Source organism: Massilia sp. AB1, assembly GCF_018119385.1.
Classification (GTDB): Bacteria; Pseudomonadota; Gammaproteobacteria; order Burkholderiales; family Burkholderiaceae_D; genus Telluria.
Genome location: NZ_JAGKSG010000002.1, coordinates 201,711 through 227,126, shown reverse-complemented (window position 1 = coordinate 227,126; position 25,416 = coordinate 201,711). Strand labels below are relative to the sequence as shown.

The 25,416-nt window shown below is 66.4% G+C and carries 25 protein-coding genes; 16 read left to right on the top strand and 9 right to left on the bottom strand.

The features are described from left to right. Positions 1 to 7 precede the first annotated feature (7 nt). The 6 genes from J8847_RS02420 to J8847_RS02395 form a co-directional block, all read right to left on the bottom strand. Complete coding sequence (locus tag J8847_RS02420) at positions 8 to 463, bottom strand: hypothetical protein (RefSeq protein WP_211523090.1); 456 nt, start codon at positions 461 to 463, stop codon at positions 8 to 10. Between the two features lie 19 nt (positions 464 to 482). Then, positions 483 to 929 carry a DUF2721 domain-containing protein gene (locus J8847_RS02415; protein WP_211521892.1) on the bottom strand — a complete coding sequence of 149 codons (447 nt, stop codon included), beginning with the start codon at positions 927 to 929 and terminating at the stop codon, positions 483 to 485. A gap of 70 nt (positions 930 to 999) precedes the next feature. Continuing rightward, entirely contained in the window at positions 1,000 to 1,956 is a 957-nt protein-coding gene (gene pip, locus J8847_RS02410) for a prolyl aminopeptidase (protein ID WP_211523089.1), read from the bottom strand. 49 nt (positions 1,957 to 2,005) lie between these two features. After that, positions 2,006 to 3,331 (bottom strand): amino acid deaminase, encoded by a 1,326-nt coding sequence (locus J8847_RS02405; RefSeq protein ID WP_211523088.1) that lies wholly within the window; start codon positions 3,329 to 3,331, stop codon positions 2,006 to 2,008. A 230-nt stretch (positions 3,332 to 3,561) separates the two neighbouring features. Beyond that, on the bottom strand, positions 3,562 to 4,302 hold the full coding sequence (gene phbB, locus J8847_RS02400) for an acetoacetyl-CoA reductase (RefSeq protein ID WP_211523087.1): 741 nt from the start codon (positions 4,300 to 4,302) through the stop codon (positions 3,562 to 3,564). Between the two features lie 59 nt (positions 4,303 to 4,361). After that, positions 4,362 to 5,540 carry an acetyl-CoA C-acetyltransferase gene (locus J8847_RS02395; RefSeq protein ID WP_211523086.1) on the bottom strand — a complete coding sequence of 393 codons (1,179 nt, stop codon included), beginning with the start codon at positions 5,538 to 5,540 and terminating at the stop codon, positions 4,362 to 4,364. 321 nt (positions 5,541 to 5,861) lie between these two features. Here J8847_RS02395 and minC point away from each other — a divergent pair, with 321 nt between their 5' ends. The 3 genes from minC to minE are packed head-to-tail and all read left to right on the top strand — an operon-like array spanning position 5,862 to position 7,757. Continuing rightward, the gene (minC, locus tag J8847_RS02390) at positions 5,862 to 6,653 is read left to right on the top strand and encodes a septum site-determining protein MinC (RefSeq protein WP_211523085.1); all 792 of its coding nucleotides are present in this window, start codon (positions 5,862 to 5,864) and stop codon (positions 6,651 to 6,653) included. Positions 6,654 to 6,688: 35 nt separating this feature from the next. Then, positions 6,689 to 7,504, top strand: a complete 816-nt coding sequence (minD, locus tag J8847_RS02385; protein WP_211523084.1) for a septum site-determining protein MinD — start codon at positions 6,689 to 6,691, stop codon at positions 7,502 to 7,504. 1 nt (position 7,505) lies between these two features. After that, positions 7,506 to 7,757, top strand: a complete 252-nt coding sequence (gene minE / locus J8847_RS02380; protein WP_211521554.1) for a cell division topological specificity factor MinE — start codon at positions 7,506 to 7,508, stop codon at positions 7,755 to 7,757. Positions 7,758 to 7,807: 50 nt separating this feature from the next. On the opposite strand, the gene J8847_RS02375 is transcribed toward minE, so the two are convergent. Beyond that, entirely contained in the window at positions 7,808 to 8,392 is a 585-nt protein-coding gene (locus J8847_RS02375; RefSeq protein WP_211523083.1) for a hypothetical protein, read from the bottom strand. A 208-nt stretch (positions 8,393 to 8,600) separates the two neighbouring features. On the opposite strand from J8847_RS02375, the gene J8847_RS02370 reads away from it, so the two are divergent. The 9 genes from J8847_RS02370 (at position 8,601) to J8847_RS02330 (ending at position 18,422) form a co-directional block, all read left to right on the top strand. Then, entirely contained in the window at positions 8,601 to 9,290 is a 690-nt protein-coding gene (locus J8847_RS02370) for a response regulator transcription factor (RefSeq protein WP_211523082.1), read from the top strand. A 79-nt stretch (positions 9,291 to 9,369) separates the two neighbouring features. Next, entirely contained in the window at positions 9,370 to 10,641 is a 1,272-nt protein-coding gene (hemA, locus tag J8847_RS02365; RefSeq protein WP_211523081.1) for a glutamyl-tRNA reductase, read from the top strand. A gap of 93 nt (positions 10,642 to 10,734) precedes the next feature. Continuing rightward, positions 10,735 to 11,811, top strand: coding sequence for a peptide chain release factor 1 (gene prfA, locus J8847_RS02360; RefSeq protein WP_211523080.1), 1,077 nt, complete (start codon positions 10,735 to 10,737; stop codon positions 11,809 to 11,811). A gap of 132 nt (positions 11,812 to 11,943) precedes the next feature. Further along, on the top strand, positions 11,944 to 12,417 hold the full coding sequence (locus J8847_RS02355) for a disulfide bond formation protein B (protein ID WP_211523104.1): 474 nt from the start codon (positions 11,944 to 11,946) through the stop codon (positions 12,415 to 12,417). 9 nt (positions 12,418 to 12,426) lie between these two features. Further along, positions 12,427 to 13,263 (top strand): peptide chain release factor N(5)-glutamine methyltransferase, encoded by an 837-nt coding sequence (prmC, locus tag J8847_RS02350; protein WP_229429549.1) that lies wholly within the window; start codon positions 12,427 to 12,429, stop codon positions 13,261 to 13,263. Positions 13,264 to 13,321: 58 nt separating this feature from the next. Further along, positions 13,322 to 15,214, top strand: coding sequence for a DUF885 family protein (locus J8847_RS02345; RefSeq protein WP_211523079.1), 1,893 nt, complete (start codon positions 13,322 to 13,324; stop codon positions 15,212 to 15,214). 75 nt (positions 15,215 to 15,289) lie between these two features. After that, positions 15,290 to 16,888 carry a glutamate--cysteine ligase gene (gene gshA, locus J8847_RS02340; RefSeq protein ID WP_211523078.1) on the top strand — a complete coding sequence of 533 codons (1,599 nt, stop codon included), beginning with the start codon at positions 15,290 to 15,292 and terminating at the stop codon, positions 16,886 to 16,888. Between the two features lie 12 nt (positions 16,889 to 16,900). Beyond that, positions 16,901 to 17,947, top strand: coding sequence for a histone deacetylase family protein (locus J8847_RS02335; RefSeq protein WP_211523077.1), 1,047 nt, complete (start codon positions 16,901 to 16,903; stop codon positions 17,945 to 17,947). Between the two features lie 22 nt (positions 17,948 to 17,969). After that, positions 17,970 to 18,422, top strand: coding sequence for a GNAT family N-acetyltransferase (locus J8847_RS02330; RefSeq protein ID WP_211523076.1), 453 nt, complete (start codon positions 17,970 to 17,972; stop codon positions 18,420 to 18,422). Here J8847_RS02330 and J8847_RS02325 read toward each other — a convergent pair whose 3' ends face one another. Next, complete coding sequence (locus tag J8847_RS02325; protein ID WP_211523075.1) at positions 18,423 to 18,851, bottom strand: FKBP-type peptidyl-prolyl cis-trans isomerase; 429 nt, start codon at positions 18,849 to 18,851, stop codon at positions 18,423 to 18,425. It abuts the gene before it with no gap. A gap of 203 nt (positions 18,852 to 19,054) precedes the next feature. Between J8847_RS02325 and J8847_RS02320 the strand changes: the two genes are divergently transcribed. After that, on the top strand, positions 19,055 to 20,008 hold the full coding sequence (locus tag J8847_RS02320) for an IS1595 family transposase (protein WP_211523074.1): 954 nt from the start codon (positions 19,055 to 19,057) through the stop codon (positions 20,006 to 20,008). A 27-nt stretch (positions 20,009 to 20,035) separates the two neighbouring features. Here J8847_RS02320 and J8847_RS02315 read toward each other — a convergent pair whose 3' ends face one another. Next, on the bottom strand, positions 20,036 to 21,913 hold the full coding sequence (locus J8847_RS02315) for a potassium transporter Kup (RefSeq protein ID WP_211523073.1): 1,878 nt from the start codon (positions 21,911 to 21,913) through the stop codon (positions 20,036 to 20,038). Positions 21,914 to 22,079: 166 nt separating this feature from the next. On the opposite strand from J8847_RS02315, the gene rarD reads away from it, so the two are divergent. The 3 genes from rarD (at position 22,080) to J8847_RS02300 (ending at position 25,410) form a co-directional block, all read left to right on the top strand. Continuing rightward, complete coding sequence (gene rarD / locus J8847_RS02310; protein ID WP_211523072.1) at positions 22,080 to 22,958, top strand: EamA family transporter RarD; 879 nt, start codon at positions 22,080 to 22,082, stop codon at positions 22,956 to 22,958. 77 nt (positions 22,959 to 23,035) lie between these two features. Beyond that, positions 23,036 to 24,703 (top strand): energy-dependent translational throttle protein EttA, encoded by a 1,668-nt coding sequence (gene ettA / locus J8847_RS02305; RefSeq protein ID WP_211523071.1) that lies wholly within the window; start codon positions 23,036 to 23,038, stop codon positions 24,701 to 24,703. A 173-nt stretch (positions 24,704 to 24,876) separates the two neighbouring features. Further along, positions 24,877 to 25,410, top strand: a complete 534-nt coding sequence (locus tag J8847_RS02300; protein WP_211523070.1) for a transposase — start codon at positions 24,877 to 24,879, stop codon at positions 25,408 to 25,410. The last annotated feature ends 6 nt before the right edge of the window (positions 25,411 to 25,416 follow it).

Sequence of the window (25,416 nt, the reverse complement as noted above, 5' to 3'; positions counted from 1 at the left end):
AAAGTGATTAAGCCAGGTGGCTTTCGCGGCTGCGCAATTCGGCGAAGGACTCGATATTGCCGATGCTGACCGTGACCGGATGCAGGCTGGCGTTGGGCGACAGCGAGCGCCAGGCGAACTGCCATTCCTTCTCTTGCGCATGCATGGCGCTCTTCGAGAAAGCGGCGCCCAGGCGCGAGCGGCTGCCGTATTCGACCGGGCCGTCGATGCCGGCCCAGTTGGGCAGCAGGCGCTGCACCGCACGGTGCAGGCGCTCGCCGAACAGCTCGGTGTTGTGGATCACCAGGCAGCTGTCGGCCGGGGCCAGGACGTCGAACAGGTGCTTGTCCCACACGGTCGAGAAGGACAGGGTCAGGAAGCCGCCCGCGGGCTCGAGGCGGAACTGGCCCGCGCTCAGCGCGCTCTCGAGATCGGCGCGCAGTGCGTAGCGGTGCAGGGTCGGGGGGCGTTGGTAGTCGTGCATAGGTTCTTTCAAGGCTGCGTCAGCGCCCCTGCTGCAGGGAGTGCAGGTGCTGCTGGCGCATGAAGCGCGAGGCGATGAAGATCTCGCGCAAAAAATAAATGAAGCTGCTGATCAGGCCCATCATCGCGAACACGAAGCAGGCGGCGATGTACTGGTCGAGCGGAAGATTGGTGGTGTCGCCCAGGAACAGCATCGCGATGACCACGCACACCAGCAGGCCGCAGGCGGTGCTGGAGGTGATGGCGTAGTTGATCAGGTGCGAGCGCTGGTACAGGGTCTCGAGTTCCGATGCGTATTCGCCGTTGGGGCTGACCTTGAGCCGGTCCTCGAGGACACGGGTGCGGTCGATGATGCGCGCCAGGCGGTTGGTCAGGACCGTCAGCTTGGTCGCCACGCCGGTCAGGAGGAACACGGGCGCGATCGCCAGCTGGATGACGTGGCCGATGTCGCTGATCTGGATATTCATGAGAACACGTTCGAATTGTTGTGGTGTGTCTTGGCGCCTAGTGTAGCAGTCCGCAGCGGCGGGTCCCGCTTCAATCGAAGCGGCCGTGGCGCTTGAACTGCTCGGTCGCGGCCACCAGGGCGCGCGCGATGCCGGTTTCCAGGGCGCCGTGGCCGGCGTCGGGAATCATGTGCAGCTTCGCGCCCGGCCAGGCCGCGTGCAGGCGGTAAGCCGACAGCGGCGGGCAGATCACGTCGTAGCGGCCCTGCACGATGGTGGCCGGCAGGTGGGCGATGCGCCCGATGTCGCGCACCAGCTGGTCTTCCTCGAGGAAGGCGCCGTTCAGCATGTAGTGCGATTCGAGCCGGCCCACGCCCAGGTCGAGGGTGTCGGACGCGGCTTCTTCCGGCTGGGGCAGCAGGAACACGCGCCGCCCTTCGAAGCGGCTCCAGGCGCGCGCTGCCGGCCAGTAGACGTCCGGGTCGTGGCACAGCAGGCGGCTGGCGTAGGCCTTGAGCAGGTCGCCGCGCTCGGCTTGCGGAATCGGCGCGACGAATTCGTCGTAGAGCTCCGGGTAGAACCAGCGCACGCCATTGATGAACCATTCCACCTCGTCCTTCGTGCACAGGAAGATCCCGCGCAGGACGAAGCCCAGGCAACGCTCGGGATGGGCCTGGCCGTAGGCGAGCGCCAGGGTCGAGCCCCAGGAGCCGCCGAACACCAGCCAGCGCTCGATGCCGAACAGGGTGCGCAGGCGCTCGATGTCCTCGATCAGCAGCTGGGTGGTGTTGTTGCGCCATTCGCCCAGCGGGGTCGACTTGCCGGCGCCGCGCTGGTCGAACAGGATCACGCGGTAGGTGCGCGGGTCGAAGAAACGGCGGTGCTGGGGCGACAGGCCCGCGCCCGGGCCGCCGTGCAGGAACACGACCGGGGTGCCGTCCGGGTTGCCGACCTCTTCCCAGTAGATCGTGTGCAGCTCGTCGACGGCGAGCATGCCTTGGCGGATGGGCTGGATCGGCGGGAACAGCGACGGCGGCGTGACGGGCATGGCGGCTCTTTGCAGGAGGTGGAAGCCGATTGTAGCCTACCGCGCCCCGTCAGAAGAAGGTGTTCAGGGCGTAGCGCACCGTATAGGCCTCGTCCACCGCCAGCAGCAGCTGCCACTTGTCGAAGGTGGTGCAGGGATGCGAGATGCCGCAGCCGACCAGGTCGCCCACCGCCAGGCTGTCGCACAGCGGGTCGCCCTCGGGCAGGCGCAGGTAGGCGTGCTGGTCGTTGAGCTTGAAGATCGTGCAGCCCGGCGGCAGCGTGCTCGGGCTGGATGCGCCGCTGTCCGGGCGGTGGGTATACAGCGGCACCGGCAGGTCGGCGTCATAGGACGCGTCGCGCTTGCCCATGGTCAGGATCGCCAGGGTCGGCTCGGGGCGCGACTGCACCATGCTCCAGACTTCCAGGGCCGGTTGCAGGCCTTGTTCCTGCGCGCCTTCGCGCTCCTCGATCTCGGCGATGTGGCGCAGGTAGGTGCCGTGGTCCGACGTCAGGTAGCAGCCGCTGCGCAGCACCGCGCGTACCGGGCGCGACAGGCCATGGACACCCGCGAAGCCGCGCGCCACCAGGTCGAAATAGGCCGAGCCGCCGGCCGAGAGCAGAATTTCCGGTGTGCCGAACAGCGTTTCCTCGTCGGCGGCGCGCACCAGGGCGGTGAGCTGGGCCAGGAAATCGTTCACCGCGCGCACATCGGCGGCGCGGTCGCTGGTGACGAGCAGGCCTTCGTAGCCTTCGAAGCCGGCCAGGACCAGGCCCCGGGCGCCGGCGACCTGGCGCGCCACCGCCATCGCCGCCTCAGGCGTGCGGCAGCCGGCGCGCTTGCCGGCCAGGCCGAGCTCGACCAGCACCGGGAGCGGACGCGCGAGTCCTGTTTCCCGCACCGCGCGCGCCAGGCGCTCAGCGCCGGCCGGGGAATCGGCCAGCACCACGCATTCGAAGTCGGGGTCGCCGTGCAGCAGGTCGAGCACGGCCGCGATGTCGGCGCGGCCCACCAGCTGGTTGGCCAGCAGCACGCGGCGCACGCCGAAACGGTGCGCTATCTGCACCTGGGCGGCGGTGGCCAGGGTGATTCCCCAGGCGCCATTGGCCAGCTGGGCGCCGAACAGCTGCGGACTCATCGTGGTCTTGCCGTGCGGCGCCAGGGTGACGCCATGGCGCTCGCAGAAGCGGCGCATCCAGTCGAGGTTGTGGCGCAACGCGGCATCCTTCAGCACCGCCACCGGGAAGCTGGTGTCGCCGCGCAGCACGTTCCAGCCCTGCACGCCGATCGCGCCCTGGCGCAAGGGTTCGCGCAGGGGCAGGCCCTTGGTGCCGGGGAGCAGCACTTGTTCGTCGAGGCTGGACAGCGCCAGCGCGCCATGCGGCAAGGTAGACATCGGTTTCCTCTTCATGCCAGGTGGAGACCATGCCATTGTAAATGGCGGCGGCATCGTGCGGCACCGCGATCGGCGGCCTGGCGCCAGTGCGCGCTCGCGTATGTGCCAAGGGGCATGGAAGCTCGCGTGTCACGCGCATCGTGAAGCCGGAAACAGCCGAAAAAAAGCCCGGCCATTACTGGACCGGGCCGAGAGCGCAAGCGCAGATCGGTGTGATCAAGCCATGCGGATCAGAACATGTGCTGGCCGCCGTTGATGGCGATGTTGGCGCCGGTGACGAAAGCCGCGTCGTCGGAAGCCAGGAAGGCGACCAGACCAGCCACTTCTTCCGGCTTGCCCAGGCGGCCCATCGGAATCTGCGGGATGATCTTGGTTTCCAGGACTTCGCTCGGGATGTCCATCACCATCTTGGTGCCGATGTAGCCCGGCGAGATGGTGTTGACGGTCACGCCCTTGCGCGCCACTTCCAGCGCCAGCGCCTTGGTGAAGCCGTGCATGCCGGCCTTGGCCGCCGAGTAGTTGGTCTGGCCGAAGGCGCCCTTCTGGCCGTTCACCGACGAGATGTTGATGATGCGGCCCCAGCCGCGCTCGACCATGCTGTCGCAGACCGGCTTGGTCATGTTGAAGACCGAGTCCAGGTTGGTCTTCATGACCGCATCCCAATTGACCTTGTCCATTTTCTTGAAGGTCATGTCGCGGGTAATGCCGGCGTTGTTGACCAGCACGTCGACCGGACCGATGTCCTGCACCACCTGGCGCACGCATTCCTGGGCCGAGTCGTAGTCCGACACGTCGCAGGCGTAGGCCTTGAAGTCGTGGCCCTGCTCGCGCATGCTGCTGAGCCAGCCGTCGACCTTCTTGTTACCCGGCGAAAAAGTAGTGACGACCGTATATCCCAGCGCGGCCAGTTTGAGGCACACCGCTTCGCCCAGGCCGCCCATGCCGCCCGTTACTAATGCTACTCTAGCCATTGTTCTCTCCAGTGTTGGTATTCGTCACTTCCCTAACATCCCCGTATATGGATCGCCTGTCAGTCGCGTTCGACTGCCAGCGCCACGCCCATGCCGCCGCCGATGCACAGGCTGGCCAGGCCGCGCTTGGCGTCGCGCCGGGCCATTTCGTGCAGCAGGGTGACCAGGACACGGCAGCCGGACGCACCGATCGGGTGGCCCAGCGCGATCGCGCCGCCGTTCACATTGATCTTCGAGGTATCCCAGCCCATTTCCTTGTTGACGGCAATGGCCTGGGCGGCGAACGCCTCGTTGATTTCCATCAGATCCACGTCCTCGTGGCGCCAGCCGGCCTTCTGCAGGCACAGGCGCGAGGCCGAGACCGGTCCCATGCCCATGATGGTCGGGTCGATGCCGGCCGATGCGTAGGCCTTGATGCGCGCCAGCGGGGTCAGGCCCAGTTCGCGCGCCTTGGAGGCGCCCATCATGATCACGGCGGCCGCGCCGTCGTTCAGGCCGGACGCGTTGCCGGCGGTGACGGTGCCTTCCTTGTTGAAGGCCGGGCGCAGGCTGGCCAGCGCTTCCAGCGTGGTGCCGTGCTTCGGGTATTCATCGCTGTCGAACACGATCGCGCCCTTCTTGGACGGGATCTCGATCGGGATGATCTCGTCCTTGAAGCGGCCTTCCTTCTGGGCGGCCTCGGCCTTGAGCTGCGACTGCAGCGCGAATTCGTCCTGCTCGGCGCGCGAGACTTCGTACTTGCGCGCGACGTTCTCGGCCGTCACCCCCATGTGGTACTGGTTGTAGACATCCCACAGGCCGTCCACGATCATCGTGTCGGTCATCTTGATGTCGCCCATGCGGAAGCCGTCGCGCGAGCCGTTGAGCACGTGCGGCGCGGCGCTCATGTTCTCCTGGCCGCCGGCGATGATGATGCCGGCGTCGCCGCAGCGGATCGCCTGGGTGGCCAGGTGGGTGGCCTTGAGGCCGCTGCCGCAGACCTTGTTGATGGTGTAGGCCGGCACCATGTCGGGCAGGCCCGCCTTGATGGACGCCTGGCGGCCCGGATTCTGGCCCACGCCGGCGGTGAGCACCTGGCCCATGATGACCTCGCTGATGGAAGCGGGATCGATGCCCGTCTTGCCCAGGAGGTGGCGGATCACATGCGCGCCGAGTTCGGCGGCTGGGATCTTGGCGAGCGTGCCGCCGAACTTGCCGACGGCAGTGCGGCCAGCGGCTACGATGACTACGTCTTCCATGTCGATCTCCGTTCTGCCGGCCCGTTCGGGCCGGGTTGGTCGAGACGGCGGCCGGAGCCGCCGGCATCCCTTGATTGGCGCGAGGGGTGCGAAACCCAAGCATATTACGTACGGTGCTCTACTCTAGTTTGAGCAAAATCAATCTTATCAGCTTATTCACAGAATACAACCGCTGTAGAACCGCCTTTCGGCCTATGGCGCGACTTAATTTTTTGGGTTTGGCAAAGCATCAATTTCCACTAAGAATCATTTATCCGCGACGACCTTTTCTGTAAATTTCACAGTAGAATGCACGAGCGCAACGCCAACCACTCCTGTTTTATGCCGAAAACCACGCTGCCCATCGAAATCAAGATCTCCACGGTCGTCGCCATCTCGACGATCCTGCACTCGGCCGATCCGGTGGCCATCGATGCGGCCCTGACCCAGATGACCGGCGGCGTGTCCGACTTCTTCGAAGACGAATTCGCGGTGATCGACGTGGCGGCGATCGCGCACGAGACCCCGGCCATCGACTGGCCGGCCCTGGTGGCGCTGCTCAAGAAATACCGGCTCAATGCCGTGGCGGTGCGCGGCGCCAGCCCGGCGATGGCCGAGGCGATCCGCGCCCACGGCCTGGCGCTGGACGACGGCTCGAGCGGCGTGCGCGCGCCGGAGAGCGCCGCGCCGGCGGCTGCGGCTGCCCCTGTTCCCGCGCCGGTCGCGGCGCCGGTGCCGGTGGCGGAACCGGCCCCTGCTCCGGCGGCGGCTCCCGTCCCGGCCCCGACGGCCATGATCATCGACACCCCGGTGCGGGCCGGCCAGCGCATCTATGCGCGCGGCAGCGACCTGATCATCACGGCGGTGGTCAACAACGGCGCGGAAATCATCGCCGACGGCAGCATCCACGTGTATGCGCCGCTCAACGGACGGGCGCTGGCGGGCGCGTCGGGAGACGCCGGGGCGCGCATCTTCGCCCTGACGATGCAGCCCGAGCTGGTGTCGATCGCCGGCGTCTACCGCACCTTCGACGAAGGATTCCCGAACAACCAGGCGCGCCAGCCGGCCCAGGTCCGGCTGGTCGGCGACCGGATCGACATCCAGTCGCTGGGCCCGGCATCGCCGCGCGCCTGAATCCCGAACTCACAGATATTGAAAAGGACTTTTTTGTGGCAAGAATTATTGTTGTGACGTCCGGCAAGGGCGGTGTGGGCAAGACGACCTCGAGCGCGAGCTTCTCGACCGGGCTGGCCATGCGCGGCTACAAGACCGCGGTCATCGACTTCGACGTCGGCCTGCGTAACCTCGACCTGATCATGGGCTGCGAACGCCGCGTGGTGTACGACCTGATCAACGTGATCAACGGCGAGGCGACCCTGAACCAGGCGCTGATCAAGGACAAGCACTGCGACAACCTGTTCATCCTGCCGGCCTCGCAGACCCGCGACAAGGACGCGCTGAGCGAAGAAGGCGTCGAGAACGTGCTCAACGACATGGTCAAGATGGGCTTCGACTTCATCGTCTGCGATTCGCCGGCCGGCATCGAGCACGGCGCCCTGATGGCCCTGACCTTCGCCGACGAGGCGATCGTCGTGACCAACCCGGAAGTGTCCTCGGTGCGCGACTCGGACCGCATCCTGGGCATCCTGCAGGCCAAGTCGCGCCGCGCCCAGAGCGGTTCGGAGCCGGTCAAGGAACACCTCCTGATCACCCGCTACTCGCCGAAGCGCGTCGAAGCCGACGAAATGCTGTCCTACCAGGATGTGCAGGAAATCCTGCGCATTCCGCTGATCGGCATCATCCCGGAATCGGAATCGGTGCTGCACGCATCGAACCAGGGCAACCCGGCCATCCATTTCAAGGGCACCGACGTGGCTGACGCCTACGAAGACGTGGTCGCCCGTTTCCTGGGCGAGGAACGTCCGCTGCGCTTCACGAACTACGAGAAGCCGGGCCTGTTCCAGCGCATTTTCGGAGCCAAGTGATATGCCGCTGCTTAATTTCCTCTTCCCGGAAAAAAAGAAGAGCGCGACAGCCGCCAAGGAACGCCTGCAGATCATCATCGCGCGCGAACGCAGCAGCCGCACCGGCCCGGACTTCCTGCCTGCCCTGCACCGCGAGCTGATCGAGGTGATCTCGAAGTACACCAAGGTCAACCCGGACGACATCAAGATCTCGCTCGACCGCCAGGGCAACCTGGAAGTGCTCGATGTAAACGTCGTGCTGCCGGACGCCTGATTTTCTTCAGGCGCTCCCACTGGATGCCCGCCTCGCGCGGGCATCGTCGTTTACATCACCGGCATCGGCGACTCGCCTTCGAAGCCCTTGCCCGCGGCCGGCATCGGCGACAAATTGTCGAATTCCTTGCCGGTCTCCGCTTCCAGCGCACGCGCCACCTTGGCGCAGGCTTCCACGTGCTGGTCGCCCATCTTCTTGAACAAGGCATAGCCGATCGCCGCCGAGGCCAGCTGCCCGGCCAGCGGCACGAACCTGGCGGTCGACTTGGCCGCCATCTTCCCGGCCGAGCGCTTGAACAGGCCCATCACCAGCCTGCGCGTCACCATCTTCCCGACCATCATGCCGCCCACCGAAGCGGCCGCCTCATAGGCGATCCGGCGCAGGCGCGGGGTCAGCTTCTCGATCTGCGCCTGGGTCAGGCCGAATTCCTTGTTGACTTCGTCCACCAGCACGGCGAAGCCGGTCGCGTCCGACAGGATGTCCATGCCCGGCAGCGGGATCGCCGCCACGCCGGCCGACATGGCCGCGCGCTTCTTCACGACCTGCAGGCAACGCTGGCGCGCTTGCTCGATCTGGGTTCCGGTCACGGGCACGCGGCCCGACTCGTCGATCTTGTTTTTGCGTCGAAACAACATATCGTCACCTCGCTGTAGATGTTGGAAAACCGTGTTTCGAGTGTACTCCCATAGTAGAAATTGCTTAGTGGTCCCTTTCACACAACAGATCTGTAGTTGCAAATGTAAATTCGGTGTTTATCTGTAGCACTATTTTGTGAAAGTCTGATATATTTGGTTTAACCTTGTAGGACACTTCCTACAAAGGCAACTTTTTATAAGCGTCAACATGAAGATCGCCGTTCTTGAACAAGACCGTAGCCAGGCAGACCTGATCTGCCAGGTGCTGAGCGCTGCTGGCCACAGCTGCCAATCGTTTGATAGCGCCAAGGAGCTGCTGGGGCAGCTTCGCAAGGACAGTGCGGATATGCTGGTCATGGACTGGAACGTTCCTGACCTCGACGGTGCCGAGGTGCTGCGCCGCGCCAAGGAAAAGCTGGCGCCGACCGCACCGGTCATCTTCCTCGTCGGCAACAATGCCGAAGACGACATCATCGACGGCGTCAGCGCCGGCGCCGACGACTACCTGGTCAAGCCGCTGCGCCGCGGCGAGCTGGTGGCCCGTGTCTCGGCCCTGCTGCGCCGCGCCTACCCCTCGCAGAACAGCGCCGAGCAGCTGCAGTTCGGCCCCTATGTCTTCGAAACCCGTCCCGGCCGCCTGCTGAAGGACGGTTCGGTCATCGACGTGACCCAGAAAGAGTTCTCGCTGGCGCTGCTGTTCTTCCGTAACATCGGCCGCCCGCTGTCGCGCGCCTACATACACGAGTCGGTCTGGGTGCGCGATACCGATGTCCCTTCGCGCACCATGGACACCCACGTCTCGCGCGTACGCAACAAGCTGCACCTGCGCCCGGAGAACGGTTTCCGCCTGGTGCCGGTCTACAGCTACGGCTACCGCCTGGAAAAGCTGGGCGCCTGAGCCCCCCTCGGCGGTATCCGCTGAAACCCTGCTGGCCTGAGGGTATAATGGGTGCATACCTGTCGACCCCCGTCCCCGAATGCAACTGCTCGCCGTTGGCCTGAACCACACCACCGCACCGGTCTCGCTGCGCGAGCAGCTGGCGCTCGCGCCCGACCAGCTCGGACGCGCGGTGCAGGCGGCGCGCACCTGGTTCTCGCGCCAGGGTTCGACCGGCGAGGAAGCGGCGATCCTGTCGACCTGCAACCGCACCGAACTCTACGCGGCAAGCAACCTGCCGAATCCCCTCGACGCCTCCGGCCAGTTCCTGGCGCATTATCATGCGCTTAACTACGCCGAGCTGCGTCCGCACCTCTACCTGCTCCCCCAGCACGACGCCGTGCGCCACGCCTTCCGCGTCGCTTCCGGCCTGGATTCGATGGTGCTGGGCGAACCCCAGATCCTGGGCCAGATGAAGGACGCAGTGCGCACCGCCGAAGAAGCGGGCGGCCTGGGCACCTACCTGCACCAGCTGTTCCAGCGCAGCTTCGCGGTGGCCAAGGAAGTGCGCAGCACCACCGAGATCGGCGCCCACAGCGTCTCCATGGCCGCCGCCGCGGTTCGTTTATCGCAGCGCATCTTCGACCGCATCGCCCACCAGCACGTGCTGTTCATCGGCGCCGGCGAAATGATCGAGCTGTGCGCGGCCCACTTCGCGGCCCAGAATCCGAAGTCGGTCACCATCGCCAACCGCAGCATGGAGCGCGGCGAAGCCCTGGCCACCCGCTACAACGGCAAGGCGATCCGCCTGGCCGACCTGCCCGACTGCCTGCACCAGTTCGACATCGTGGTCTCCTGCACCGCCTCGACCCTGCCCCTGATCGGCCTGGGCCTGGTGGAGCGCGCGGTCAAGGCGCGCCGCCACCGCCCGGTGTTCATGGTCGACCTGGCCGTGCCGCGCGATATCGAGCCGGAAGTCGCACGCCTCGACGACGTCTTCCTGTATACCGTGGACGACCTGGCCCAGGTGGTCCAGACCGGCATGGAAAACCGCCAGGCCGCCGTCAAGCAGGCCGAGGCCATCATCGACGCGCGCGTCGAATCCTTCATGCACTGGGTAGGCGACCGCGCCATGGTGCCGGTGATCCGCGAGCTGCACGAATCGAGCGAAGCGCTGCGCATGGCGGAACTCGAGCGCGCCCGCAAGCTGCTGGCGCGCGGCGACGATCCCGAAGCCGTGCTCGAAGCGCTGTCCAAAGGCCTCGCCGCCAAGTTCCTGCATGGCCCGCAACAGGCCCTGCACCACGCCCAGGGCGACGAGCGCGCCCGCCTGGCCACCCTGCTGCCGCAGCTGTTCCGCAGCCGCCGTTAGCGCCGCTTCGCCTTGCGTGTCCCGCCGGGACGCGCGCCCTTGCCGCGCCCCGCGGCGCCTGTTCGATCCTTTCTTCTTGTTCCGGGAATCCGTATGAAACCTTCCATGCTGGCCAAGCTGGACCAACTTGCCAACCGCCTCGTCGAAGTGGACGAATTGCTCTCGCACGAGGGGGCGACCGCGAACATGGACAACTACCGCAAGCTCACCCGCGAGCACGCCGAGCTGTCGCCGCTGGTCGCGCTCTACCACGAGTACCAGAAGGCGCTGGGCGACATCGCGGCGGCCCAGGAACTGCTGGCGGATCCGGAGATGAAGGAGTTCGCGCAGGAAGAGATCGAATCCGGCAAAGGCCGCCTGGCGGAGCTGGAGCTGGACCTGCAGAAAATGCTGCTGCCGAAGGACGCCAACGACGAACGCAACATCTTCCTCGAGATCCGCGCCGGCACCGGCGGCGACGAATCGGCCCTGTTCGCGGGCGACCTGCTGCGCATGTACACCCGTTTCGCCGAACGCAACCGCTGGCAGGTCGAGATCGTGTCGGAGTCGGCCTCGGACCTGGGCGGCTACCGCGAAGTCATCGCGCGCATCATCGGCAACGGCGTGTACTCGAAGCTCAAGTTCGAGTCCGGCGGCCACCGCGTGCAGCGCGTGCCGGCCACCGAGACCCAGGGCCGCATCCACACCTCGGCCTGCACGGTGGCGGTGATGCCGGAAGCCGACGAGGTCGAGGACGTCAACATCAACCCGGCCGACCTGCGCATCGATACCTACCGCGCCTCGGGCGCGGGCGGCCAGCACATCAACAAGACCGATTCGGCGGTACGCATCACCCACCTGCCGACCGGCATCGTGGTCGAGTGCCAGGATGACCGCAGCCAGCACAAGAACAAGGCCCAGGCCCTGAAGGTGCTGGCCGCGCGCATCAAGGACGTGCAGCTGCGCGAGCAGCAGTCGAAGGAAGCCGCCACCCGCAAGAGCCTGATCGGCTCGGGCGACCGCAGCGAACGCATCCGCACCTACAACTTCCCCCAGGGACGCCTGACCGACCACCGCATCAACCTGACCCTGTACAAGCTCGACATGATCATGGACGGCGACCTGGCCGACCTGACCAATGCGCTGTCCGCCGAGCACCAGGCCGAGCAGCTGGCGGCGCTGGGCGATTGAGGCGTATGAAGTTAAGCAAAGGTTAAGTTGCTAGACTGAAAATATGCGCGGGCAGACGCGCCGGGTTCGTGCGAGAATGCCCCCGATTTCATCTTGAACCACGCCCAGAGAAAGCACCGCATGCTGCCAATTATGCCCACCTCGCGCCAGGTCCTGTTCGCCATTTCCTCGATCTGCTTCGCGCTGATCGCCGTCGCCCTCTACCTGCAGCACATCATGGAAATGCGGCCCTGCCCGCTGTGCGTGATCCAGCGCTACATGTTCCTGGCCATCGGCGTGTGCGCCCTGGTGTCGGCCATCAGCGGCAAGGTCCGCGAAGGCACGATCCTGGCCCTGCTGGCGGCGCTGGGCGGACTGTACGCGGTCGGCAAGCACCTGTACGTGATCGCCAACCCGGGTTTCTCCTGCGGCATCGACCCGATGGAGACCATGCTCAACAAGATCCCCACCGCCGAATACCTGCCCTGGCTGTTCCGCGCCGACGGCCTGTGCGAAGGCGCCACCGACACCGTGCTGGGCCTGGCGATTCCGCAGTGGTCGGCCGTGTGGTTCGTGGCCCTGACCGTGCTGCTGGTCTGGGTGCTGGTGCGTAAAAAAACGGCATGACCGCGTGAGATGAAGGACACAGGCATGATCCAGGCCGGCGCCACCCTTGGCCAGCTGCAAAAACACCTGCCGCTCGACCCGCTGGAAAACCGCATCCTGCTGTGCCATGCCCTGCAGCTGCCGCGCGTGGCCCTGATCACGCAGGCGGAGCGGGCGCTCACTGGCGAGGAAGCCGCCGCGCTTGCCGGCCTGGTGCAGCGCCGCCTGGACGGCGAACCGATCGCCTACATCGTCGGCGAACGCGAATTCTTCGGGCTGCCGTTCCGGGTCAGCCCGGCCGTGCTGATCCCCCGCCCCGATACCGAACTGATCGTCGAACTGGCGCTGGACCGCCTGGCGCCGCGCGCGCGCCTGCTCGACATGGGCACCGGCAGCGGCGCCATCGCGGTCGCCGTCGCCCATACGCGCCCGGACGCCGCCGTCACCGCGCTCGATGTCAGCATGGAGGCCCTCGACATCGCCCAGGCCAACGCCGCCGCCAACGGCGCCCGCGTGCGCTTCCTGCGCAGCGACTGGTACGCTGCGCTGGGCGAGGAAGGCTTCGACCTGATCGCCTCCAACCCGCCCTACATCGCATCAAGCGACCGCCACCTGGGCGAAGGCGACCTGCGCTTCGAGCCCACCGGCGCCCTCACTGACCATGCGGACGGCTTGTCGGCGCTGCGCATCATCATAGCCGGCGCTCCCCTTCACCTGGAACCGGGCGGCTGGCTGCTGCTCGAACACGGCTACGACCAGGCCGAGGCCGTGCGCGCCCTGCTGGCCGCGCGCGGCTTCACCGAGGTCCAGAGCTGGCGCGACCTGGCAGGCATCGAGCGCGTCAGCGGCGGACGCTGCGGCGCCTGAAGAGCGCGAGGCTTACGGTGGCCTTGTTACAATGGCCAGCCCGAACCCCGGAGCCCGCATGCGTCACCTGTTCGCCACTCTCGCCCTGCTCGCGCCCCTAGCCTGCGCCGCCGTCGGGCCGGAAGCCGATCCCCCGACGCCCGCCACGCCGGCTCCTTCCGCAGCCGAGCAGGCAAGAAAGCTGTTCGAGCGCGACTGGCAATGGCAGCTGCGCCGCGCCCCCGAACGCGCGACCGGCCTGGGCGAGCAGCGCCACAACGCCCTGCTCTCCGACACCAGCCTGGCCGCGCGCGCCGCCGCCCTCGAGCACGAGCGCGAGATGCTGGAGGCGGCGCGCGAGATCGACCGCAGCCGCCTGGAAGGCCAGACACTGGTCTCGTACGACCTGTTCGTGCTGGACAAGCAGCAGCGCCTGGCCGCCGGCGCCCTCCTTCCCTTCGATCCGCAGCCGCTCACCGCCTACGACGGCCTGCACGTCCAGCTGCCGCGGCTGGTGGCGCAGATGCCCTTCGCCGGCGAAGACGACTACCGCGCCTATATCGCGCGCCTGAAGGCCCTGCCCGCCCACGTGGACGGCCTGGTCGAACAGCTGCGCGCCGGCCTGAAGGCGGGCTGGCCTATGCCCAAGACGGTGCTGCGCGGCGTGCCGGACGCGCTGCGCAGCCTGCGCGAAGGCCTGCAGGACGGCGCGCTGGCCGCCCCGTTCAAGCGCATCCCCGCAGCGGTCGCGCCCGAGGTGCGCGAAGAACTGCTGGCGGCCGGCGCGGCGGCCCTGAACGACAGCGCCGCGCCGGCCCTGCGCAAGCTGGAAGACTTCCTGCGCACCGACTACCTGCCGCTGGCGCGCGACAGCATCGGCGCCTCCAGCCTGCCGAACGGCGCGGCCTGGTACGCCCTCCTGGTGCGCCAGTCCACCAGCACGGAACTGACGCCGGCGGAGATCCATGCGATCGGCCAGAAGGAAGTGGCGCGCCTGCGCCTCGAAGTGGCGGCGCTGGTGCCGCGCACCGGCTTTCGCGGCGACCCCGCCAGGTTCCTGGTGTTCGCACGCACCGATCCGCGCCTGTTCTTTCCCGATGCCGAGACCCTGCTGGGACGCTACCGGCGCGCCCTCGCACGCGCGGAAAACAAGCTGCCCAAGGTGGTCGGCACGCCGCCTTCCGCCGGCCTGGCGGTCAAGCCGATGACGGCGGCGGGGGCCGGCCAGCCGGCCGCCTATTACGAGGCCGGCAGCGAACAGCGCAGCGCGGCCCTGGTGGTCAACGTGGCGGACCTGGGGGCGCGGCCGATCTGGCAGGTCGACACCATCGCCCTGCACGAGGGCCTGCCCGGCCACCACCTGCAGGTGGCGCGCGCCAGGGAACTCGAGCTGCCCGCCTTCCGGCGCCACGGCTGGTTCCCGGCCTTCGGCGAAGGCTGGGCCACCTATGCCGAAGGCCTGGGCCCGGAACTGGGCTTCTTCCAGGACCCGTTCTCGCTGTTCGGGCACCTCAACGAGCAGGCTTTCCGCGCCGCGCGTCTGGTGGTCGACACCGGCATCCACGCGCTGGGCTGGTCGCGCCAGCAGGCCGTCGATTACCTGAACGCCAACACCGCCAATCCGCCCGCCGACAACGAGGCCGAGGTCGACCGCTACATCGCCCGGCCGGCCCAGGCCCTCAGCTACAAGATCGGACAGCTGCGCATCCTGGCGCTGCGCAAGAAGGCCAGGGCGGCCCTGGGCGAACGTTTCGACCTGCGCCGTTTCCACGACGCGGTGCTGGGCGGCGGCGCCCTGCCGCTGCCCCTCCTCGAGCGCCAGGTCGAGCGCTGGATCGCCGCCGAAACCCGGCCCGCCGACGCTGCCGCGACGCCTGCCGCCGCACCGGTCGCCCCTGCCGCCGCACCTCCCCCGGCTCCTGCCGCCAAGCCTCCCGCTGGGAGCGCCAACCCCGGCCAGAAGCAGGAATGAGGGGCGGTCGGCGAACTTGCCGGTTTTCGGTTACTCTCTGCACCACCGCACTGGCAGTATAAGAAAGGAAACCCCGTGTCGAACCAATTCAACCGCCGACTGGCCCTGCTCGACGACGACGAACATCGCGCCCTGCTGGGCCAGGGCTTGCGTGGCATCGAACGCGAAACCCTGCGCGTGGACCCACAAGGTCAGCTCGCCCGCACTCCCCATCCGGTGGCGCTGGGGTCGGCACTGACCCATCCGCAGATCACGACCGACTACGCGGAGACCCTGCTGGAATTCATCACCCCGGCCGAGCACGACATCGGCCTGGCCCTGCACCGCCTGGACGCCATCCACCGCTACGCCTACTCCAAGCTGGGCGACGAGATGCTGTGGGGCGTGTCGATGCCGGGCGAGCTGCCGTCGGAAGAAGAGATCGAGATCGCCTGGTACGGCAAATCCAACCTGGGCATGCTCAAGCACGTCTACCGCCGCGGCCTGGCCCTGCGCTACGGGAAGGCGATGCAGTGCATCGCCGGCATCCACTACAACTACTCGCTGCCGGAAAAGCTGTGGAAGCTGTTCGCGGAAAACGAAGGCATCCTTGAAGAACGCCGCAACGCGCTGCGCGACTTCCAGTCCGAGAGCTATATTGCGATGATCCGCAATTTCCGCCGCTACGCCTGGCTCCTGATGTACCTGTTCGGCGCCACCCCGGCCCTGACCACCAGCTTCCTGCGCGGCCGCCCGCACCAGCTCGAGCGGCTGTCGGACGACACGCTCTACCTGCCCTATGCGACCAGCCTGCGCATGAGCGACCTGGGCTACCAGAACGACGCCCAGTCCGGCCTGTGCCCGCACGAGAACAGCCTGGAAAGCTATGTCACCAGCCTGATGGACGCGGTCAACCGCCCCTATGCACCCTACGCCGCGATCGGCACCAAGAAGGACGGCGAGTGGATCCAGCTCTCGACCAACGTGCTGCAGATCGAGAACGAATACTATTCGACCATCCGTCCCAAGCGCGTGATCCGCACCGGCGAGCGTCCGGTGCAGGCGCTGTGCAACCGCGGCGTGCAGTACATCGAGGTGCGCTGCCTGGACGTCGACCCCTTCGAGCCGATCGGCATCGCCCTGGAGACCGGCCGCTTCCTGGACGCCTTCCTGCTGTTCTGCGCCCTGGACGAGAGCCCCCTGATCAGCGCCCACGACGGCGCGATCCACGCGCGCAACTTCGCGCGCACCGTCAAGGAAGGCCGCCGCCCGGACCTGACCCTCACCCGCGATGGCCGTGAAGTGCCGCTCAAGGAATGGGCGGAAGAACTGATCGAACGCATCCGCCCGGTGGCCCAGCTGCTCGACGACCAGCACAACGAAGGCGGCGTGCACGAGTCGTCGCTGAACCTGCAGAAGGCCAAGGTCGCGGATGCCTCGCTGACGCCGTCGGCGCGCGTGCTGGAAGAAGTGCGCGCCCTCGGTTCGGCCGCCGCCTTCGGCCTGCGCCAGAGCGAGCTGCATGCGGCCACCTTCCGCGACAGCCCCCTGATGCCGGCCGAAGCGGCCCTGTTCGACGAGATGGCGGCGGCCTCGCTGGCCGAGCAGGCCACCATCGAGGCCTCGGACACCGGCAGCTTCGACGACTTCGTCGCGGCCTACAACAGCAGTACGCTGTGCGGCAATCACCACTGATCCGGGGATGCCTTGCTCACCTTTTACAACGAACACCATGCCCAGCATGCGGGACGCTTCGCCTTCGTGCGCGGCGAGCTGGCGCCGTGTCCGGAACAGCCTGAGCGGGCCGCCTTCGTCCTGAAGGAATGCGAGCGGCGCGGGCTGGGCCGCATCGTCACGCCGCACGGCGTACCCCTGGTGTCGCTCGAGCGCGTGCACAGCCCGCGCTATCTGCACTTCCTGCGCAGCGCCTGGAGCGAGTGGACGGCGCTCGATGCCGCCAACGCGGCGCGCGACGCCTTTCCCTCGGCCTGGCCGCCGCGGCCGGTGCGCATGGACATCGAACCGGACAGCTTCGACGCCCGCTTCGGCCTGTACGCAATGGACAATGCGACCCCGCTCACCGCCGGCACCTGGCTGGCCGCCAAGACCGGGGCCGACTGCGCCGTGAACGCCGCGCATGCGCTGCGCATGGGAGAACGCGGCAGCTTCGCGCTCACGCGTCCGCCCGGCCACCATGCGGGCGCGGACTTCTTCGGCGGCGGCTGCTTCCTGAACAATGCGGCGCTGGCCGCCCAGCACTTGCTGGACGACGGCCTGGGACGCGTGGCGATCCTGGACCTCGGCTACCACCACGGCAACGGCACCCAGGCGATCTTCTACGGCCGCGGCGACGTGCTGTTCCTGTCGCTGCATGCCGACCCGCGCGGCGCCTATCCCTGGTACAGCGGCCATGCCGACGAAACGGGCGTGGGCGCCGGGCTGGGCGCGACGATGAACCTGCCCCTGGCGGCGGGCGCGGGAAGCGCCGAGTGGTTCGCGGCGCTGGAGACGGCCTGCGTCAAGCTGGCCATGTTCCGCGCCGAGGCGCTGGTGGTCTCGCTAGGCGCGCCCGCCTTCGGCACGGCGCCGGAGGCGCGCTTCCGGCTGCAGGGAGGCGACTTCCTGCGCATCGGCGAACGCATCGCCCACCTGGGCCTGCCCACCGCCTTCATCCTCGAGGGCGGCGACGCGGCCCCGGAGCTGGGCACGCACATCGTGAACGTGCTCGAAGGCTTCGAGACCGCTACCGAATGATTATTTTTTGAGTCCGACTTCCATGCTCGACTGGCAATTCTCCAGCTTTACCGACCTGTCCAACAAAGACCTCTACGAGGTGCTGGCCCAGCGCCAGAACATCTTCATCCTGGAGCAGACCTGCCTGTATCCGGACATCGACGGCTATGACCTCGAGGCCCATCACCTGCTCGGCTGGCGCACCGTGGACGGCAAGCGCGAGCTGGCCGCCTACCTGCGCGTGCTGGCGCCGGGCGCCAAGTACGACGAGATGTCGCTGGGCCGCGTGATCACGACCCAGGCCGCGCGCGGCACCGGCGCCGGCCGCCAGCTGCTGGCGCGCGGCATCGCATGCGCCGAAGCGCTCTACCCGGGCCACCGCATCCGCATCGGGGCCCAGCAATACCTGGAAAAGTTCTACCAGGGCTTCGGCTTCGAAACCGTCTCCGCCCCTTACGACGAAGACGGCATCATGCACATCGACATGCTGCGCTGATCACTCGACCTTGTTCAGGGTGATCTCGAACACCAGGCCCGAATTCGGCGGTACGCCACGGCCGCCGGACGTGCCGTAGCCCATGCTCGACGGCACCAGCACGGTGCGCTTGCCGCCCACCTTCATGCCCAGCACGCCTTGCTCGAAGCCGCCGATCACGGCGCTCGTGCCGAGCTTGAAGCTGTAGGGGTTCGATTCCAGTTGCGTGCCTTTATGGTCGGCGGCCGTGGCGCTGTACAGCCACAGGGTGTAGTTCAGGCTGACGGTCTTGCCGGTGACGGCTTCGGCGCCGGTGCCGACCACGCTGTCGGTCTTGGTGAGGGTGGCCGGGCTGCTGACCTGCACGCCGCTGTCGGCGGAACCGCCGCCGCAGGCGGTCAGGGCGAGCATGGCGACGAAAGCGGCGACCAGGGGGAACTTCAGTTTCATGGAATCCTCGACGAGATAAGGTGAAAAAGTTTCGAAGCGAATTTGCTACGAGAAACTTTGCACCTTACCTCATCAATTCCACGAAAATGTGCGGATTTTGTCGGCGATTTGTAAGGCGCTGTCACCGCTAAATGTAGAAATCGAACTGCCGAGTTTCCTGCTGGTCCAAGTGTCATTGATCGACCTGGACACTGGAGACGGAAATGCAAGGCAAACGCTTCGCGCAGTGGATGCGGCAACTGCCGCTGCTGACCAAAGGGCAGCGCGGTCGACTTATGGCGGCGCTCACGCCGGCGCTTGGCCTGGATCGCCTTCGCGAAGCCATCGAAGTGGGCCCTTCGGCGCCTTGCTGTCCGGCGTGCGAGGCCGAGCGCCCTTATCGGCATGGCCAGCTCCGTGGCCTGCAGCGCTATCGCTGCCGCGCGTGCGGCAAGACCTTCACGGCATTGAGCGGCACACCGCTTTCGCGCTTACGCCAGCGCGGCAAGTGGCTTGATTACCTCGACAAGATGCTTGATGCCACGAGCGTGCGCGCGGCGGCCAAGGTAGTCGACGTGCACCGGAATACCAGTTTTCGCTGGCGCCATCGCTTTCTGGAGCTTGCCAAGCACGACAGGCCGCAGCGCCTGAACGGCATAGCCGAGGCTGACGAACTCTTCTTGCTTGAATCGCAAAAGGGCTCGCGCCAGCTGAACCGGCCGGCACGCCGTCGTGGTCGAGTGGCTTCCAAACGCGGCATCTCGCACGAGCATGTGTGCATCCTGGTCGCCCGCGACCGCACCGGACGGACCCACGACTTCGTCACGGGACGCGGCGCGGTCACGAAACCGCAACTGCACCGGCACTTGCTGCCCGTGCTCGATCCGGACGTGCTGCTGGTGACCGATGCGCATGCCGCCTACCGCGCCTTCGCGCGCGAGGCAGGCATCTCTCACGAATGCGTCAACCTGCGCGCCGGCGAACGGGTGCGTGGCGCCGTCCATGTGCAAAACGTCAATGCCTACCACCGCCGCTTCCGGCAATGGCTGGCGCGCTTTCATGGCGTCGCCTCGCGTTACCTGCCGAACTACCTCGGCTGGCAATGGGCGCTGGACGGTTCTCGCATTGCTTCGCCGGAGCGCTTTCTGCGAGCGGCGATGGGCCTCTTCCACACCTAAAGAGGACAGCGCCATTTGTAATTCCGCTCAGATCTCGATCTGCGTGCCCAATTCGATCACGCGGTTGGGCGGGATCTGGTAGTAGTCCGCCGCCGCACGGGCATTCCTCGACATCATCACGTACAAATGCTCGCGCCATGGCGCCATGCCGCGGCCCGGGGTCGAGATCACGGTCTGGCGCGCGATGAAGAACGAGGTCTCCATCATCTCGAAGCCCAAGCCGAGGTCGGCGCACTGGCGCAGGATGCCCGGGATGTCCGGCTCGTCCTTGAAGCCGTACTGGACGTTGAGCTGGTAGCAGTTGTGGCCCAGCTCGACGATCTTCACCTGCTCCTGCGGCGGCACCCAGGGTTCTTCGCGGATGTGCACGGTCAGGAACACCACGCGCTCGTGCAGCACCTTGTTGTGCACCAGGTTGTGCAGCAGCGCGTGCGGCACGCCGTCGCTTTCGCCGCGCAGGAACAGGGCGGTGCCCGGCACCCGCACCGGCGGCGCGACGAACAGTGATTCCATGAAGGCGTCCAGCGGAATCGCGTGCTTTTCCAGGTTCTCGAAGACCAGTTCGCGGCCGCGCTTCCAGGTCAGCATCAGGGTCAGCAGCACCGTGCCCAGCAGCAGCGGGAACCAGCCGCCGTGGAACAGCTTGAGCGTGGTCGACGAGAACAGCATGATGTCGATCGCGAAGAAGAAGCCGGTCGCGCCCAGGCACACGGCCAGCGGAAGGCGCCAGCGGTAGCGCGTGACGAAGAAAGTGAGGATGGTGGTGGCCATCATGGTCGCGGTCACCGCGATGCCGTAGGCGCCGGCCAGTTCGTCCGAGGAACCGAAGCCGATCACGGCGATCAGTACCACGCACAGCTGCAGCCAGTTCACGGCCGGGATGTAGATCTGGCCGATCTCGCTTTCCGACGTGTGCAGGATGCGCATGCGCGGCAGCAGGCCCAGCGCGATGGCCTGCTTGGTCATCGAATAGGTGCCCGAGATGGTCGCCTGCGAGGCGATCACCGCCGCCATGGTCGACAGGATCACCAGCGGAATCACGCTCCAGGAGCCGAGCTGGTGGAAGAAAGGATTGTCCACGGCGTCCGGCTGCATGATCAGGAGGCCGCCCTGGCCCAGGTAGTTCAGCGCCAGCGCCGGGAAGGCGATCATGAACCAGGCCATGCGGATCGGCTTCTTGCCGAAGTGGCCCATGTCGGCGTACAGCGCCTCGGCGCCCGTGATCGCCAGCACCACCGCGCCCAGCGCCACGAAGGCCAGCAGCTTGTTTTCCAACATGAAGCGCAGCGCTTCCCACGGGTTGAGCGCGCGCAGGATCACCGGCGCCTCGATGATGTTGATGACGCCCATGACGGCCAGGGCGATGAACCACACCAGCATGATGGGGCCGAAGAAGCGGCCGATGCCGGCGGTGCCGTGGCGCTGCACGCTGTACAGGACCAGCAGCACGACGACCGCGATCGGCACCACGTAGTGCGACATGCCGGGCGCCGCCACTTCCAGGCCTTCGATCGCGCCCAGCACCGAGATCGCCGGCGTGATCACGCTGTCGCCGTAGAACATGGTGGCCCCCAGCACGCCGATCACCAGCAGCGGGAAGTGCCAGGCCGAGTGCCTGGTGACGGAGTTGGTGGCCAGCGCCATCAGGGCCATGATCCCGCCTTCGCCGCGGTTGTCGGCGCGCAGGACCAGGGTCACGTACTTGAGCGAGACGATGATCGTCAGGCTCCAGAAGATCAGGGACACGATGCCGAGGATGTTCGGCGTGTTGAGGGGCAGGCCATGCTCCTGGTCGAAGATGGCCCGCAGGGTGTAGAGAGGGCTGGTACCGATATCCCCGTAGACGATGCCTACCGCGGCCAGGGTCAGCGCGGCCAGGCTGCTTTTCTTGTTCTCGGACGTCAAGATTGCACCATGTTTTTGTTCTGGTGCGGCGCACCATAAAATATCGACAAGAAAATTGCAAGAAACATTTCGTCCTGCATCATACACCTGCGCAAATTTGCGCCGCGCCAGCAGGGTTCGTGCGCATCGGGGATAATGGCAGCTCAGCAATCGCCCCTCCCTTCCCATGCGCTCCGGTATCCTGTCCGCCACCCTCGCCTTCCTGTGCTGGGGGCTGTTTCCTTTGTATTTCCACGCGATCGGCGAGGTGCCGCCGCTGGAAATCCTGATGCACCGGGTGCTGTGGTCGCTTGGCTTCCTGTTGATCGTCCTGGCCGTGCGGCGCCAGTGGAAATGGCTGGCGCTGGCGCGCCAGCCGCGCGTGCTGGGCAGTTTCCTGGCTTCCGCCTTCCTGCTCAGCGCCAACTGGCTGGCCTATATCTGGGCGGTCAAGAACGGCCACGTGATCGAGGCCAGCCTCGGCTACTTCATCAATCCGCTGGTGAACATCATGTTCGGCTACGTGATCCTGAAGGAGCGCCTGCGTCCCGCGCAATGGGGTGCGATCGGGCTGGCGGCGCTGGGCGTGGCCTGGCTGACCTGGCAATCGGGTTCGGTGCCCTGGATCGCGCTGTTCCTGGCCGCCACCTTCGGCGGCTACGGCCTGCTGCGCAAGACCGCCGCGCTGGGCGCGCTCGAAGGCCTGTCTTTCGAAACCATGCTGCTGTTCCCGGTGGCGGCCGTCTACATCGGCTGGCTGAGCTATACCGGCGACAACGCCTTCATCAACGCGCCGTCGGACACCACCCGCCTGCTGCTGATCCTGGCCGGTCCGATCACCGCGATTCCGCTGCTGCTGTTCGCCAGCGGCGCGCGCCAGATCCCGCTGTCGATCCTGGGACTGCTGCAGTATCTGTCGCCCACCATCCAGTTCCTGCTGGGCGTGTGGCTGTTCCACGAAGCCTTCAGCGCCGACCGCCTGGCAGGCTTCGTCCTGATCTGGTCCGCGCTGGCCCTGTTCGGCGGCGAAGGCCTGTGGCGCAGCCGCGCGGCGAATAAAGCGTGATGCGGCACCAATAAATCCTGTGTGCGAAACGGGTTCTGTCGTATCCTGTGCACCTTAAACAACACCAGAGTTAAAGCATGGCCAATTACGTCTATACCATGAACCGCGTGGGCAAAATCGTCCCGCCAAAACGCCAGATCCTGAAAGACATCTCGCTGTCCTTCTTCCCGGGCGCCAAGATCGGCGTGCTGGGCCTGAACGGCTCGGGCAAGTCGACCCTGCTGAAGATCATGGCCGGCATCGACACCGACATCCAGGGCGAAGCGCGCCCGATGCCGGGCCTGAACATCGGCTACCTGCCGCAGGAACCCCAGCTCGATCCGGAAAAAACCGTGCGCCAGGAAGTCGAATCGGGCCTGGGCGAAGCCTTCGAAGCCCAAGCCAAGCTGGAAGCCGTGTACGCCGCCTATGCGGAAGAAGACGCGGACTTCGACGCCCTGGCCAAGGAGCAGGAGCGCCTGGAATCGATCATCGCCGCGGCCGACGGCGGCAACCTGAACCTGCAGATGGAAATGGCCGCCGACGCGCTGCGCCTGCCGCCCTGGGACCAGAAGATCGGCGTGCTGTCGGGCGGCGAGAAGCGCCGCGTGGCGCTGTGCAAGCTGCTGCTGTCCAAGCCGGACATGCTGCTGCTCGACGAACCGACCAACCACCTGGACGCCGAATCGGTCGAGTGGCTGGAGCAGTTCCTGCTGCGCTTCCCGGGCACCGTGGTGGGCATCACCCACGACCGCTACTTCCTCGACAACGCCGCCGAATGGATCCTGGAACTGGACCGCGGCTCGGGCATCCCCTGGAAGGGCAACTACTCGTCCTGGCTGGACCAGAAGCAGGCGCGCCTGAAGCAGGAAGAAGCGACCGAATCGGCGCGCCAGAAGGCCCTGCAGAAGGAACTCGAGTGGTCGCGCCAGAACCCGAAGGCGCGCCAGGCCAAGTCCAAGGCCCGTCTGGCCCGCTTCAACGAACTGAGCGAATTCGAATACCAGAAGCGCAACGAGACCCAGGAGATCTTCATTCCCGTGGCCGAGCGCCTGGGCAACGAAGTCATCGAGTTCAAGAACGTCTCGAAAGCCTTCGGCGACCGCCTGCTGATCGACAACCTGTCCTTCACCGTGCCTCCGGGCGCGATCGTCGGCATCATCGGCCCCAACGGCGCCGGTAAGTCGACCCTGTTCAAGATGATCGCCGGCAAGGAACAGCCGGACAGCGGCGAAGTCGTGATCGGCAAGACCGCCAAGGTCTCGCTGGTCGACCAGAGCCGCGACGAGCTGGCCAACAACAAGACCGTGTTCGAGGACGTCACCGGCGGCGCCGACATGCTGAGCGTCGGCCGCTTCGAGATGCCGTCGCGCGCCTACCTGGGCCGCTTCAACTTCAAGGGCGCGGACCAGCAGAAGGTGGTCGGCAACCTGTCGGGCGGCGAACGCGGCCGTCTGCACCTGGCCAAGACCCTGCTGCAAGGCGGCAACGTCCTGCTGCTGGACGAACCGTCGAACGACCTGGACGTGGAAACCCTGCGCGCGCTGGAAGACGCCCTGCTGGAATTCGCCGGCAGCGTGATGGTCATCTCGCACGACCGCTGGTTCCTGGACCGCATCGCGACCCACATCCTGGCCTTCGAAGGCAACTCGCAAGTCACCTTCTTCGACGGTAACTACCAGGAATACGAAGCCGACAAGAAAAAGCGCCTGGGCGAGGAAGGCGCCAAGCCGAAGCGTATCCGCTACAAGCCACTGACGACCTAAATGCTTGTTTCCTAAAGAAAAGCCCGCGCAGGGAGTCACTGCGCGGGCTTTTTTACGCCCGGAAACGGAACGTGGGGATCGTGGCTTCGTGTGTAGAATTCCCGAGGACGAGGCCGTGCAAGCGCCTGGTCCTGCCTTGCCGTCGCTACGGCTGCCGGGCGTTAAACATACCCATGACAGATTACCGCGACAACCGCGTCCCTGGCGGGACGTTCTTTTTCACGGTGCGCCTTCTAGACCGTGGCAGCGCCCTGCTGACCGAGCACATTTCCGCGTTTGGCGAAGCGATGCGGCTGGCGCGCGTGCGCAAGCCCTTCCACGTCGACGCCTGGGTGGTGCTGCCGAACCACGCGCATACGATCTGGACCCTGCCCCCGGGCGACCACGACTGCTCCAGCCGCTGGCGCGCGGTCAAGATCGCATTCTCGAAAGCCTTGCGCAAGGCCGGCATGGCGGATGCAAGCGATGGGGCGGTGTGGGAGCGGCACTACCGGCATTACCGGGTGCAGGAAGACCAGGACTACAAGGCGCTGGTGGACTACGTGCACACGGATGCCGTACGCCATGGGCACTGCGTGGCGCCGCGCGAGTGGCCGTGGTCGTCGCTGCACCGGTTCCTGTCGGCGGGGCATGCGCAGCCGGAGGCGGAGCTGATCGTGCCGCCGTGGGTGACAAGGCCGCAGGGAATGGTGCTGGCGCGGCTTTAGCTCCGT

Coding starts and splice junctions, on each gene's coding strand:
- J8847_RS02420 (WP_211523090.1), bottom strand. CDS start 463: ATGCACGACTACCAACGCCCCCCGACCCTGCACCGCTACGCACTGCGC.
- J8847_RS02415 (WP_211521892.1), bottom strand. CDS start 929: ATGAATATCCAGATCAGCGACATCGGCCACGTCATCCAGCTGGCGATC.
- pip (WP_211523089.1), bottom strand. CDS start 1,956: ATGCCCGTCACGCCGCCGTCGCTGTTCCCGCCGATCCAGCCCATCCGC.
- J8847_RS02405 (WP_211523088.1), bottom strand. CDS start 3,331: ATGTCTACCTTGCCGCATGGCGCGCTGGCGCTGTCCAGCCTCGACGAA.
- phbB (WP_211523087.1), bottom strand. CDS start 4,302: ATGGCTAGAGTAGCATTAGTAACGGGCGGCATGGGCGGCCTGGGCGAA.
- J8847_RS02395 (WP_211523086.1), bottom strand. CDS start 5,540: ATGGAAGACGTAGTCATCGTAGCCGCTGGCCGCACTGCCGTCGGCAAG.
- minC (WP_211523085.1), top strand. CDS start 5,862: ATGCCGAAAACCACGCTGCCCATCGAAATCAAGATCTCCACGGTCGTC.
- minE (WP_211521554.1), top strand. CDS start 7,506: ATGCCGCTGCTTAATTTCCTCTTCCCGGAAAAAAAGAAGAGCGCGACA.
- J8847_RS02375 (WP_211523083.1), bottom strand. CDS start 8,392: ATGTTGTTTCGACGCAAAAACAAGATCGACGAGTCGGGCCGCGTGCCC.
- J8847_RS02370 (WP_211523082.1), top strand. CDS start 8,601: ATGAAGATCGCCGTTCTTGAACAAGACCGTAGCCAGGCAGACCTGATC.
- hemA (WP_211523081.1), top strand. CDS start 9,370: ATGCAACTGCTCGCCGTTGGCCTGAACCACACCACCGCACCGGTCTCG.
- prfA (WP_211523080.1), top strand. CDS start 10,735: ATGAAACCTTCCATGCTGGCCAAGCTGGACCAACTTGCCAACCGCCTC.
- J8847_RS02355 (WP_211523104.1), top strand. CDS start 11,944: ATGCCCACCTCGCGCCAGGTCCTGTTCGCCATTTCCTCGATCTGCTTC.
- prmC (WP_229429549.1), top strand. CDS start 12,427: ATGAAGGACACAGGCATGATCCAGGCCGGCGCCACCCTTGGCCAGCTG.
- J8847_RS02345 (WP_211523079.1), top strand. CDS start 13,322: ATGCGTCACCTGTTCGCCACTCTCGCCCTGCTCGCGCCCCTAGCCTGC.
- J8847_RS02330 (WP_211523076.1), top strand. CDS start 17,970: ATGCTCGACTGGCAATTCTCCAGCTTTACCGACCTGTCCAACAAAGAC.
- J8847_RS02325 (WP_211523075.1), bottom strand. CDS start 18,851: ATGAAACTGAAGTTCCCCCTGGTCGCCGCTTTCGTCGCCATGCTCGCC.
- J8847_RS02320 (WP_211523074.1), top strand. CDS start 19,055: ATGCAAGGCAAACGCTTCGCGCAGTGGATGCGGCAACTGCCGCTGCTG.
- rarD (WP_211523072.1), top strand. CDS start 22,080: ATGCGCTCCGGTATCCTGTCCGCCACCCTCGCCTTCCTGTGCTGGGGG.
- ettA (WP_211523071.1), top strand. CDS start 23,036: ATGGCCAATTACGTCTATACCATGAACCGCGTGGGCAAAATCGTCCCG.
- J8847_RS02300 (WP_211523070.1), top strand. CDS start 24,877: ATGACAGATTACCGCGACAACCGCGTCCCTGGCGGGACGTTCTTTTTC.